This window comes from Mesorhizobium sp. KR1-2 (assembly GCF_040045035.1).
In the GTDB taxonomy this organism is placed as follows: Bacteria; Pseudomonadota; Alphaproteobacteria; order Rhizobiales; family Rhizobiaceae; genus Pseudaminobacter.
On sequence record NZ_JBDZDS010000011.1, the window covers coordinates 67,898 to 79,277 of the forward strand.

The following is an 11,380-nucleotide window of genomic DNA, read 5'->3' on the forward strand; positions in this document are numbered from 1 at the left end:
TATAACCGACTTTCCAAAGTGGAGACGGCATGAGCCAGACTGCCCACACCTTGTCCGCCGAGGGCCTCGCCATCGAGCGGCACTGGCATGAACTGGCGGCACGGCGCCGTCTCTACACCGCCCTCATCGTCGGCGCGCTGGCGATCGCTCTCGGCAGTTCGCTCTGGTTCGCAAACGAATCCAACGCCGGCAAGTTCTTCGACCGGCTGCCGCATTTCTTCGATTTCGCCGGCGACATGCTGCCCCGCGACGGTCTCGAGATGTGGCGCGCGCTGTTCGACCTGCCCTCGCCCTATTTCGACGGCAGCCTGAAATACGATTACCCCGAAGGCCGCGTCTATCTCTTCGGTTCGGGCTTCTACGTCCCCGAATATTTCTACAAGATGCTGGAGACGCTGAACATCGCAGCACTCTCCACGCTGATCGGCTTCATCTTCGGCTTCCTGCTCTGCTTCCTCGCCGCCAAGAATCTCGTCGCCAGCCGCGTGCTGCGCTTCGTCGTGCGGCGCTACATGGAAATCCTGCGCGCCTTCCCCGAAATCGTCATCGCCGGCTTCTTCGCGGCGGTGCTCTCGCTGGGCGCCATCCCGGCCATCTTCGCCGTCGGCATCCACACCATCGGCGCTCTGGGCAAACTGTTCTACGAAGTGGTCGAGAACGCCGACATGAAGGCCGAGGAAGGCCTGCGCGCGGTAGGCGCCAACTGGTTCGAGCGCGTGGGCTTCGCCATCGTGCCGCAGGTGATGCCCAACTTCATGTCCTATGCGCTGCTGCGCTTCGAGATCAATGTGCGCGCCTCCACCATCATCGGCGCGGTGGGCGGCGGCGGCATCGGCGAGGAGTTGCGCCTGTCGATCGGCCGAGGCCACGAGGCCAAGACGCTCGCCATCATCCTTCTGTTGTTCACCACTATCGTGGCGGTCGACCAGCTTTCCGCCTGGCTGCGCGCCAAGCTGGTGGGCGCGCAATCCTTCGACTTCGGACGCTGACCATGACGCTTCTTTCCGCCGGCCAACTATCCGAGATCGAAAGCCGTCATCCGGACGTGTTCCACCAGCCGCTGCTGAAGCGCTCGCTGCCCCTGCTGATCGTGCTCGGCACGCTTCTCTACGTCGCCTATTGCTGGTGGTTCTTCGCCATCGGCACGGTGATTGCCGGCGGCCAGTGGGAGCGCGCCGAGATCTATGCGCGGCAGTGGTATTCCTATGACCTGAGGCCCACGATCCGCTTCTCCGGCGACGACGCCAAGATAAGCTGGCCGCGCTACTCGCCGCTGGGCGACAATCCCCACCCGGACTGGGTGGTTCAGGACGGCAACAGGTTCACGGTAGACTTCGGCTCGGCCGGCGGCGTCGTCGCCGATGCGAAGCTGGTCGAGGTCGAGCATCGCGGCGAGAAGCTGACGGTGCTGCTCGACCCCACGGGCGCCAAGCCGCAGGGCGAGCTGCCCGCCTGGGCAACGCTGCGCGAGGACGAGGTGAAGGCCGATTTCGGCTTTGCCGGCGAAGTGCGCATCCTGCCCGAGCGCGTGTCGATGAGCCGCCGCTTCCTTGGCTGGCCGAACTTCCTGTTCGACCCGCGTTCGCCCTTCTGGGGCAAGCCGCTGACCGAAGTGGCAGGGCTGATCGTCTCGGGCGAACGCATCAAGCCGGAGATGTCGAATGCGGCGCTTGCCTTCGACAACATCTGGAACAACTCGCAATGGCAGCATGGCGACGTCTGGACCAAGCTCTTGCAGACCATCGTGATGGCCTTCGTGGGCACGCTGTTCGCCTCCTTTGTGGCGCTGCCGCTGGCCTTCATCGCCGCGCGCAACATCACGCCGAGTTTTTTCGCCAACCAGGCCACAAAACGTTTCTTCGACTTCCTGCGCTCGGTGGACATGCTGATCTGGGCGCTGTTCTTCACCCGCGCCTTCGGCCCCGGACCGCTGGCCGGCATCTCGGCGATCTTCTTCACCGACACGGGCACGCTCGGAAAGGTCTATTCGGAGACGCTGGAGAACGTCGACGACAAGCAGCGTGAGGGCGTTCGCTCCGTGGGCGCCTCGCCGGTGGTGGTGCAGCGTTACGGCGTGATGCCGCAGGTGCTGCCGGTGTTCCTCAGCCAGGCTCTCTACTTCTGGGAATCCAACACCCGCTCGGCCACCATCATCGGCGCAGTGGGCGCGGGCGGCATCGGCCTGAAACTGTGGGAAGCCATGCGCACCAATTCGAACTGGTCCAACGTGGCCTATATGGTGCTCTTGATCCTGATCGTCGTGTTCATCTTCGACAACATCTCGAACGCTTTGCGGCGGCGGCTGATGGAAGGCAGCGCGGGGCGTTAGGCCTGCCTTTGCCTTCGCCTGGATTCGCTTTGTCAACTCTGGTCCGACCAGATAGACTGGCGATATTCAGGGGGGGAGCGATGAATATTGCAGCGGGGACGACCCGGGAGAGCCATCCGCCTTTCGACCACGCAAAGCTCGACCGGCTGATGGACGAGGCCGGCATCGACGTGCTGGTCGCGACTTCCAAGCACAATGTACAGTATCTGCTGGGCGGCTATAAATTCATCTTCTTCTCGGCCATGGATGCGATCGGCCACAGCCGCTATCTGCCGGTGCTGATCTATGAAAAGGGCCGGCCCGACCACGCCGCCTATATCGGCAACCGCCTGGAAGGTGGCGAGCACCACAACAATCCGTTCTGGACGCCGACGGTCGAGACCGCGACCTGGGGCTCGGTGGATGCGGCCACGCTGGCTGCCGCGCATCTGAAGAAGATCGGCAGGCAAGGCGCGCGCATCGGCATCGAGCCGGCCTTCCTGCCCTCGGACGCGCATGGCGTGCTGGCGCAGGCACTGGGCAACGAAAGGCTGGTGGACGCCACCGGCACGCTGGAGCGGTTGCGCGCGATCAAGACGCCGCAGGAACTCGACCTGCTACGCCAGGCCTCCGAGCTCATCACCGACGCGATGCTGGCGGTGTTTTCCGGCCAGCGCGCGGGTGCGAGCAAACGCGAAATCGTGGAAGCGCTACGCCGCGAGGAAACCGATCGCGGGCTGCAGTTCGAGTATTGCCTGATCGCCATCGGTGCCAGCCACAACCGGGCGATCTCGCCGCAGAGCTGGAACAAGGGCGAGGTGCTGTCGCTCGATTCCGGCGGCAATTTTCACGGCTATATCGGCGATCTCTGCCGCATGGGCGTGATGGGCGAGCCGGACCAGGAGCTGAAGGATTTGCTGGCCCAGATCGACGCCGTTCAGCAGGCCGCCTTCGCGCACTGCCGGCCCGGCACCAAGGGCGGCGACATGATTGCGCATGCCGAAAGCGTGCTGAAGGCCTCGCCGGTGACCGCCTATACGGATTTCTTCGCGCACGGCATGGGGCTGATCGCCCATGAGGTGCCGTTCCTCATGACCAACCACCCCGTGGCCTATGAGGGCGTCGATGCCGACAGGCCGCTCGAGCCCGGCATGGTGCTGTCGGTGGAGACGACGATGCTCCATCCCACACGCGGCTTCATCAAGCTGGAGGACACGGTGGCGATTACCGCAGACGGCCACGAGATGTTCGGCGAGCGCGGCCGCGGCTGGAATGTGGGAGCGTGAGGCGCGCTCCGGCGAACAGCCCCCTACCCGCCGTGCTTCTCCAAAAACGCCTCGGCCGAAAGCTCGCGGAAATCGTCGAGCGCGGTGCGCAGGCGCGCATGGTCCCAGTCCCACCAGGCAAGCGCCTGGTAACGCTCGGCGGTGCGGCGGTCGAAGCGCTCGCGGATCGGCTTGGCCGACACGCCGGCGACGATAGTGTAGGGCGCGACGTCCTTGGTCACCACCGCGCCTGAACCCACGACGGCGCCATCGCCGATCGTGACGCCCGGCAGCACCGTGACGCCATGGCCGAGCCAGGTGTCGTGGCCGATGCGCACGGCGTTGGAGCGCCGCCACTCGAAGAACTCTTCCTCATGGCCGGCATCCTCCCAATAGTCCGAGGCGCGGTAGGTGAAGTGGTGCAGGGTCGGCCGCCAGGTCGGGTGGTTGGTGGCGTTGATACGCACGGCCGCCGCGATGTTGGAGAACTTGCCGATCTCGGCGCACCAGACGCCGCAATCCTGCATGACGTAGGAATAATCGCCGAGCGTGCTCTCGTGCACGCGGCTGCGGTCGGCGATCTCGGTGTAGCGACCAAGCGTCGACTGGCTGACTTCCGCCGTCGGATGGACCAGCGGCTGTTCCGATAGTTTTGTCGTCATGCCGCGATCCTTTCCGGTGCGAACTTCGTCACGTCGATGATGCGGTCGGCGACCGCATCGCGCACGTCCTGGTCGTGGAAGATGCCGAGCAGCGCCACGCCCTCCCGCTTCTTCTGCGCGATCATGCCGACGACGACCTCGCGGTTGACGGCGTCGAGCGAGGCGGTCGGCTCGTCGAGCAGCAGGATGGGATGGCTGGTGATGAAGCCGCGCGCGATGTTGACGCGCTGCTGCTCGCCGCCGGAGAAGGTTGCCGGTGGAAGCAGCCACAGCCTTTCGGGCAGGTTGAGGCGCGACAGCAGCTCGCGCGCCTTTTCGCGCGCCGGCTCCCTGCCCTCGCCCAGCGCCACCAGCGGCTCCGCGACCACGTCGAGCGCGGAGACGCGCGGCACGGTGCGCAGGAACTGGCTGACATAGCCGATGGTATCGCGGCGGATGGCGAGCACGGTGCGCGGGCTGGCCGAGGCGAGATCGACGAGCTGGCCGCCATGGTTGGCGATGATCTGGCCCTCATCCACGGCATAGTTGCCGTAGAGCATTTTCAGGATCGAGCTTTTGCCCGCGCCCGAGGGCCCGCCCAGCACCGCGCATTCGCCGGCAGTCAGCGAAAACGAGACATCGGCCACCACCGGCAGCTTGATGCCGTCGCGCAGGTGCATGGTGAAGCTTTTGGCGACTGCGGAAACGACGAGAGGCGTGGCCATGGTTACACCTGCAAAATGGAGGAAACGAGAAGCTGGGTGTAGGGCGCGCGCGGATCGTCGAGCACGCGGTCGGTGAGGCCGGCTTCGACGACATGGCCGTCCTTCATCACCATCATGCGCTGGGAGAGCAGGCGCGCGACGGCGAGGTCGTGCGTCACGACGATGGCCGCGAGGCCGAGATCGGTGACGAGGCCGCGCAGCAGGTCGAGCAGCCGCGCCTGAACCGACACGTCGAGACCGCCGGTGGGCTCGTCCATGAAGACGAGACGCGGGCCGGTGACGAGGTTGCGCGCGATCTGCAGGCGTTGGCGCATGCCGCCCGAGAAGGAGCGCGGCTCGTCGTCGATGCGGTCCTCGCCGATCTCGACGCGGGAGAGCCAGTCGATCGCGGTCGAACGGATATTGCCGTAGTGGCGGTCGCCGATGGCCATCAGCCGCTCGCCGACATTGGCGCCGGCCGAGACGGTCATGCGCAGGCCATCGGCCGGGTTCTGGTGCACAAAACCCCAGTCGGTGCGCATGAGGAAGCGGCGTTCCGCCTCGCTCATGCGGTAGAGGTCGCGCCAGCTGCCATCGCGCATGCGATAGCTGACGCCGCCCGAGCTTGGCGTCAGTCGGGTCGACAGGCAGTTGAGCAACGTGGTCTTGCCCGAGCCGGATTCGCCGACCACGGCCAGGACCTCGCCCGGCCAGAGGTCGAAGGTGACCTCCTCGCAGCCCAGCCGCGCGCCGTAATATTTGGACAGCGCGTTGACGCGCAGAAGCGGTTCGTCGGTCATTCGGCAGGCTCCATGGCTTCGGGGGCGAGATGGCCGCGATGGCCTTCCGCCTGACGCTTTTCGCAGTGGTCGGTGTCGGAGCAGACGAACATGTGTCCGCCCTTGTCGTCGAGGATCACCTCGTCGAGGTAAACCTGCTCGGCCCCGCACAGCGCGCAGGGCTGGTCAAAAGTCTGGATCTCGAAAGGATGGTCCTCGAAGTCCAGGCTGACCACTTCGGTGAAGGGCGGAATGGCGTAGATGCGCTTTTCGCGGCCCGCGCCGAACAGCTGCAGCGCCGGCGACATGTGCATCTTGGGATTGTCGAATTTCGGCGTCGGCGACGGATCCATCACATAGCGCCCCTCGACCTTGACCGGATAGGCATAGGTGGTGGCGATGCGGCCGTGCTTGGCGATGTCCTCGTAGAGCTTCACATGCATGAGGCCGTATTCCTCGAGCGCATGCATCTTGCGAGTCTCGGTCTCGCGCGGCTCGAGATAACGCAGCGGCTCGGGGATCGGCACCTGGTAGACCAGCGTCTGCCCCGCCTGCAGCGGATATTCGGGAATGCGGTGGCGGGTCTGGATGATGGTGGCCTTGGCCGTCTCGGTGGTGACGGCGACGTCGGCGACCTTCTTAAAGAAGGCGCGGATGGAGACCGCATTGGTGGTGTCGTCGGCGCCCTGGTCGATGACCTTCAGCACATCGTCCGGGCCGATGATGGAAGCGGTGATCTGGACGCCACCGGTGCCCCAGCCATAGGGCATGGGCATTTCGCGACTGGCGAAAGGCACCTGGTAGCCGGGAATGGCGATGCCCTTCAGGATGGCGCGGCGGATCATCCGCTTGGTCTGCTCATCCAGATAGGCGAAGTTGTAGGTTGCGATATCCGTTGGCTGCATGGTCATTCTGCCGCTTCCTGCTGTTCGAACTGGTTTTCGCGCGCATCGTGTTCGGCGCGCATGCGGCGGATGAGGTCGAGTTCCGCCTGGAAGTCGACATAGTGCGGCAGCTTCAGGTGCTCGACGAAGCCGGTGGCCTGGACGTTGTCGGAATGCGAGATGACGAATTCCTCGTCTTGGGCAGGCGCAACGACATCCTCGCCGAATTCGCGGGCGCGGAGGGCACGGTCGCACAGCGACATCGACATGGCCTTGCGCTCGGACTGGCCGAAAACGAGCCCGTAGCCGCGCGTGAACTGCGGCGGCACCTTTGCCGAACCCTTGAACTGGGTGACCATCTGGCACTCGGTGACGCGGATGCGGCCGAGCGGTACGGCAAAGGGCAGTTCCGGCACGTCCAGCTCCAGCTCCACCTCGCCGATGCGGATCTCACCGACGAAGGGGTGGTTGCGGCCATAGCCGCGCTGCGTGGAATAGCCGAGCGCGAGCAGAAAACCTTCGTCGCCGCGGGCCAGTGCCTGCAGGCGCAGGTCGCGCTCGATGGGGAAGTCCAGCGGCTCGCGCGTCAGGTCGCCGGTGACGTGATCCAGCGGCATGTCGCCATCGCCTTCGATTAGGCCCTCATGCGCCAGGATTTCCGAAACGCGCGGCATCCGCCCAGCTTCGGCGTCGCGCTGTTCGGGCTCATCGACCGGCGAGCCGGCAGCGATCTCGGGGTCGAGCAGGCGGTGGGTGTAGTCGAAGGTGGGGCCGAGCAGCTGGCCGCCCGGCAGGTCCTTATAGGTTGCAGAAACGCGACGCTCGACCAGCATGGCGCCGGTGTCGATGGCGTTGGTGTAGCCGAAGCGCGGCAGCGTGGTGCGATAGGCGCGCACCAGGAATACCGCCTCGATCAGGTCGCCGCGCGACTGGGCAATGGCGAGCGCGGCCAGCTCACGATCATAGAGCGACCCTTCAGCCATGACGCGATCGACACCGAGCGCGAGCTGTTCCACGATCTGGTCGATGCGCAGCGCCGGCACCAAACGGTCGCCGCGGCGACGGTCGGCAAGCAGCTTGTGCGCGTTGGAAATGGCGGCATCGCCGCCTTTGACGGCCACATACATGGGTCAGGCCTCCGTGGTCTTGATGCGCGTGGTGCGCGGCAGGCAGGCCACCCCTTCGGGTGCGGCCAGTATGACGTCGACGCCACGCGGGAAGCGGGCGCGGTTCTGCTTCCACTGCTCGACAAAGTGGCGCGGCAGGGAAACGGGCGCGAAAGCGAGCAACGTTTCGATGCCGGGGCCTTCGAGGTGAAGCGTCTCGCCACCCGAAAGGCTGGGCACCTGGAGGATGAGCGTGGTGGAGCGGTCGGGATATTCCTGCGACCCTTGCGCGAAATTCTCGAGCGCGATGAGCTCAGCCGGGCCCGAGACGATGGCGAAATGCGCGTCGGCCGGAGCGTGGGCCAGCGGCGCGCCGGTGTGGAAGCCGAGCCAGTGCCTGGCAGCGGGCGATGCCTGCAGGGCCGGATCGAGCCAGAGCGGCGTGTCGGCGTCGCAAAGCGACAGCGCAACGGCAGCCGCGACCGGCGAAAGCGGCGCGGGCGGAGCGGTGAGCTCGCCGCAGGGCTGGATGGTGCCGGGGCGCGCCATAGCGTCCATGACGGCGCGGAACATCGTCTGCGCGTCGAAGACCGGATTGGCGAAGCCGCCGTCTATTGCCTCAATTTGCATCAATCCTCTCCGCGTACCATGGTGAAGAAGTCGACCTTGGTCGCCGCCGCCTCGGCGTGGCGACGTTCATCGGCTTCGGCTTGAGCCGCCTGCAGCGGCGCGATGATCTTGGTTTCGATGTCGTTGCGGCGCGACGTGTCCTGCCAGAGCGCATCGGCTATGGCCGAAAGCAGCGCCTTTTCCTTGTCGCGGCCGAGCGCATAGGCATGGCCCACGGCGCCGCCCTCCACCCGCACCGTGGCGCGGGTGACGGTCGCCTCGCCGAAGTTGAACGGCGCACCGCCGCCGCCGATCCGCCCGCGCACCGTGACGAGCCCGGTTTCTGGTCCGCGCAGCCGCTGCGCATCGCGCGGCAGGCCGGATGCGTCCCACAGCGCCTTCAGCGTTTCGCCCGGCGCGTCGGCAAGCGCGGCCATCGCCGCCTTGCGCGCCAGCGCCTCTTCCTTTTCGTGCCGCCTATCGGTCTTCATGGCCGCTCCATTGACTTCCGTAGATTTGTCTATTGCTCTATACAACAGAACAAATTATACTCCCTTTCTAATTGCTGTCCATGACGGCTGGATGACGGAGCGGGCAAAATGGAGCACACCGGCGAAGACCAGATGGAACGCCGCAGCGGCGTGGCGCTGTGGCGGCAGGTGGCCGACCGCATCCGGCTGGGCATCAGCAACGGAACGCTGGGAGAAGGCGGCAGGCTGCCGCCGGAAATCACGCTGTCGCAGCAATTCGGCGTGAACCGCCACACGGTGCGGGCGGCGATCTCGGCGCTGGTGCAGGAAGGTGTGCTGCGTGCCGAGCAGGGGCGCGGCACGTTTGTCGAAAGTCGCAAGCGGCTGGCCTATCCGATCAGCGCGCGCACCCGCTTTTCCACCGGGCTGAAGGACCAGACCCGGGCGCGCAAGGTGATCTCGCTTGCCCACGCGATCGAGCCGGCGGCGGGGCGCGTCGCCGAGGCCTTGCAACTGGAGCCGGGCGCGCCGGTGCTGCGGCTAGAGACGGTGAGCGAGGCCGACGGCCGGCGCGTCTCACGCGGCACGAGCTGGTTCGACGCCACCCGTTTTCCGGGCTTCGCCGAGATATTTGCCGAGACCGGTTCGGTGACGGCGAGCTTCGCCCGCTTCGGCGTGGACGATTATGTTCGCCGCTCGACGCTGGTATCGGCGCGGCATGCGGATGCCGACGACCTCGACACCCTGAAACTGTCGCCCGGCGCCATCGTGCTGGTGGCAGTGGCTATCAATGACGATCTCGGCGGTCGGCCGATCCAGTTCGCCGAGACGCATTTTGCCGCCGATCTGGTGGAGCTGACGATCGAGACGTAGGGATGGTCCTGGCCCGCAGTTATCCGAGCCGCGACGAATTGCGAGGTCTCGGCTCAAATCTCCGCAGGTCACGCAAGGCATTAGTCGCACGACGGTCGAGGCCTGGATCCCCGGAGCCTCCGCACTTCGCTGCGCTCGTGCTTCGGCCCGAGGATGACGGATTGCTTTTTTGCTCCGCGCCAATCTCCGACGCTGGCGATTGGCACTGCCCTCTCCACCGTCATCCTCGGGCCCCGAGCGCGAGCGTAGCGAGCGGCCGAGGGGTTCCGGGGACCCATGCCTCGATGGTGACGAAGGCCGCTCCCAATCAGAAGAGCTCGCAGCCGCCTCACACCGCCACCGAATGCCGGGCGCCGTTGTTGCCGAGATAGGCGTCGAAGGCCGAGACCACCGCGCGCACCACCGGCCGGCCGCGGTCGGTGACGACAAAGCGGTCGCCGTCGCGCGCGATCAGGCCGTCCTCGTCCTGCGCCACCAGCCGGTCGGCAAGCTCGATCACCGGTGCTCCACTGGCGCCGAAGCTGCGGGCGAATTCCGACCGCGAGAAGAAGAAGTCGCACATCAGCCGCTCGATCACCCAGGCGCGCATGCGGTCTTCCACCGACAGCGCAAAGCCCTTCGCCACGGCAAGCCCGCATTCGGACACCAGCCGCTCGTACTCGCCGGTGGCCGTGTTGTTCTGGACATAGCCTTGGCTCAGCTTGCCGATGGCCGAGGCGCCGAAGCCGATAAGCGTGTCGAGGTCGTCGACCGTATAGCCCTGGAAATTGCGCCGTAGCCGGCCCTCGCGATGCGCCACCGCCATGGAGTCGGCCGGCTTGGCGAAGTGGTCGATGCCAATCGCCTGATAGCCGTGGCCCGCGATGATTTCGGCGGCGCGGCTGGACTGCTCGAAACGCTCCATCACGCCCGGCAGTGCTGCCTCGTCGATCATGGTCTGGTGCTTGCGCATCCACGGCACATGGGCATAGCCGAACAGCGCGATGCGGTCCGGTTGGAGGGAAAGCGCCTGCTCCACCGTTGCCGCGACGCTGTCTGCCGTCTGATGCGGCAGGCCGTAGAGCAGGTCGAGATTGACCGACTGCGCGCCGCGTGCGCGAGCGGCATCCACCACCGCCGTGGTCTGCGCAAAACTCTGCTCGCGGTTGATCGCGGACTGCACCTTTGGGTCGAAATCCTGCACCCCGAGGCTGACGCGGGTCATGCCGATTTCGGCAAGCGCGTCGAAGCGCGCCTCGTCCATGTCGTTGGGGTCGATCTCGACGCTGATCTCGGCATTTTCACGGAAGGCGAAGCCCGAGCGTAGCACGCCGTTCAGCGCGCGCATGTCGTCCGGCGTGAGCATGGTGGGCGAACCGCCGCCGAAATGAAGCGCGCCCACCTCGGCCCTGCCCGCCACAATCTCGGCCACAGTGGCGATCTCGCGATGCAGGAATTGCAGATATTTGGCCACCGGCTCGTAGCGGCGCGTCTGCTTGGTGTTGCAGGCGCAGAACCAGCACAGACGGTCGCAATAGGGAATGTGGACATAGAGCGAGAGCGCGGTGCCCGGCTCAATCGCGCCAAGCCATTCGCGGTAGGTGCCGGAAGTGACGCCCTCGTGGAAATGCGGCGCGGTGGGATAGCTGGTGTAGCGCGGAACGGGCGCTGCATGCTTGCGGATGAGGTCTGGCTGCATCGGTCGGGCTCCGTAAAACTCCGACAGACATAGAGGCGGCCATCGCGGCGTCGTTGATCTCGA

At 65.8% G+C, this 11,380-nt stretch carries 12 protein-coding genes; 4 read left to right on the top strand and 8 right to left on the bottom strand.

The window, feature by feature from the left end:
• Positions 1-29: 29 nt before the first annotated feature.
• The 3 genes from phnE (ABLE85_RS20045) (at position 30) to ABLE85_RS20055 (ending at position 3,594) form a co-directional block, all read left to right on the top strand.
• A complete protein-coding gene (phnE, locus tag ABLE85_RS20045; protein WP_348794479.1) occupies positions 30-989 on the top strand; it encodes a phosphonate ABC transporter, permease protein PhnE in 960 nt (319 codons plus the stop codon).
• A 2-nt stretch (positions 990-991) separates the two neighbouring features.
• Positions 992-2,329 (top strand): phosphonate ABC transporter, permease protein PhnE, encoded by a 1,338-nt coding sequence (phnE, locus tag ABLE85_RS20050; RefSeq protein ID WP_348794480.1) that lies wholly within the window; start codon positions 992-994, stop codon positions 2,327-2,329.
• A gap of 80 nt (positions 2,330-2,409) precedes the next feature.
• Positions 2,410-3,594, top strand: a complete 1,185-nt coding sequence (locus tag ABLE85_RS20055; RefSeq protein ID WP_348794481.1) for a Xaa-Pro peptidase family protein — start codon at positions 2,410-2,412, stop codon at positions 3,592-3,594.
• A 23-nt stretch (positions 3,595-3,617) separates the two neighbouring features.
• On the opposite strand, the gene ABLE85_RS20060 is transcribed toward ABLE85_RS20055, so the two are convergent.
• The 7 genes from ABLE85_RS20060 to phnG are packed head-to-tail and all read right to left on the bottom strand — an operon-like array spanning position 3,618 to position 8,787.
• Positions 3,618-4,235: a DapH/DapD/GlmU-related protein gene (locus ABLE85_RS20060; RefSeq protein ID WP_348794482.1), complete on the bottom strand. Its 618-nt coding sequence runs from the start codon at positions 4,233-4,235 to the stop codon at positions 3,618-3,620.
• Positions 4,232-4,939 (bottom strand): phosphonate C-P lyase system protein PhnL, encoded by a 708-nt coding sequence (gene phnL / locus ABLE85_RS20065; protein WP_348794483.1) that lies wholly within the window; start codon positions 4,937-4,939, stop codon positions 4,232-4,234. Before phnL ends, ABLE85_RS20060 begins: the two co-directional genes overlap by 4 nt.
• Positions 4,940-4,941: 2 nt before the next feature.
• On the bottom strand, positions 4,942-5,718 hold the full coding sequence (gene phnK, locus ABLE85_RS20070) for a phosphonate C-P lyase system protein PhnK (protein WP_348794484.1): 777 nt from the start codon (positions 5,716-5,718) through the stop codon (positions 4,942-4,944).
• Positions 5,715-6,608 carry an alpha-D-ribose 1-methylphosphonate 5-phosphate C-P-lyase PhnJ gene (locus tag ABLE85_RS20075; protein WP_348794485.1) on the bottom strand — a complete coding sequence of 298 codons (894 nt, stop codon included), beginning with the start codon at positions 6,606-6,608 and terminating at the stop codon, positions 5,715-5,717. Before ABLE85_RS20075 ends, phnK begins: the two co-directional genes overlap by 4 nt.
• Positions 6,605-7,708 carry a carbon-phosphorus lyase complex subunit PhnI gene (locus tag ABLE85_RS20080; RefSeq protein WP_348794486.1) on the bottom strand — a complete coding sequence of 368 codons (1,104 nt, stop codon included), beginning with the start codon at positions 7,706-7,708 and terminating at the stop codon, positions 6,605-6,607. The genes ABLE85_RS20075 and ABLE85_RS20080 overlap by 4 nt, the downstream gene beginning before the upstream one ends.
• A gap of 3 nt (positions 7,709-7,711) precedes the next feature.
• Positions 7,712-8,317, bottom strand: a complete 606-nt coding sequence (phnH, locus tag ABLE85_RS20085; RefSeq protein WP_348794487.1) for a phosphonate C-P lyase system protein PhnH — start codon at positions 8,315-8,317, stop codon at positions 7,712-7,714.
• On the bottom strand, positions 8,317-8,787 hold the full coding sequence (gene phnG / locus ABLE85_RS20090; protein WP_348794488.1) for a phosphonate C-P lyase system protein PhnG: 471 nt from the start codon (positions 8,785-8,787) through the stop codon (positions 8,317-8,319). Before phnG ends, phnH begins: the two co-directional genes overlap by 1 nt.
• A 108-nt stretch (positions 8,788-8,895) precedes the next feature.
• On the opposite strand from phnG, the gene phnF reads away from it, so the two are divergent.
• Positions 8,896-9,639, top strand: coding sequence for a phosphonate metabolism transcriptional regulator PhnF (gene phnF / locus ABLE85_RS20095; RefSeq protein ID WP_348794489.1), 744 nt, complete (start codon positions 8,896-8,898; stop codon positions 9,637-9,639).
• 328 nt (positions 9,640-9,967) lie between these two features.
• On the opposite strand, the gene hemN is transcribed toward phnF, so the two are convergent.
• Positions 9,968-11,317 (bottom strand): oxygen-independent coproporphyrinogen III oxidase, encoded by a 1,350-nt coding sequence (gene hemN / locus ABLE85_RS20100; protein WP_348794490.1) that lies wholly within the window; start codon positions 11,315-11,317, stop codon positions 9,968-9,970.
• Positions 11,318-11,380 lie beyond the last annotated feature (63 nt).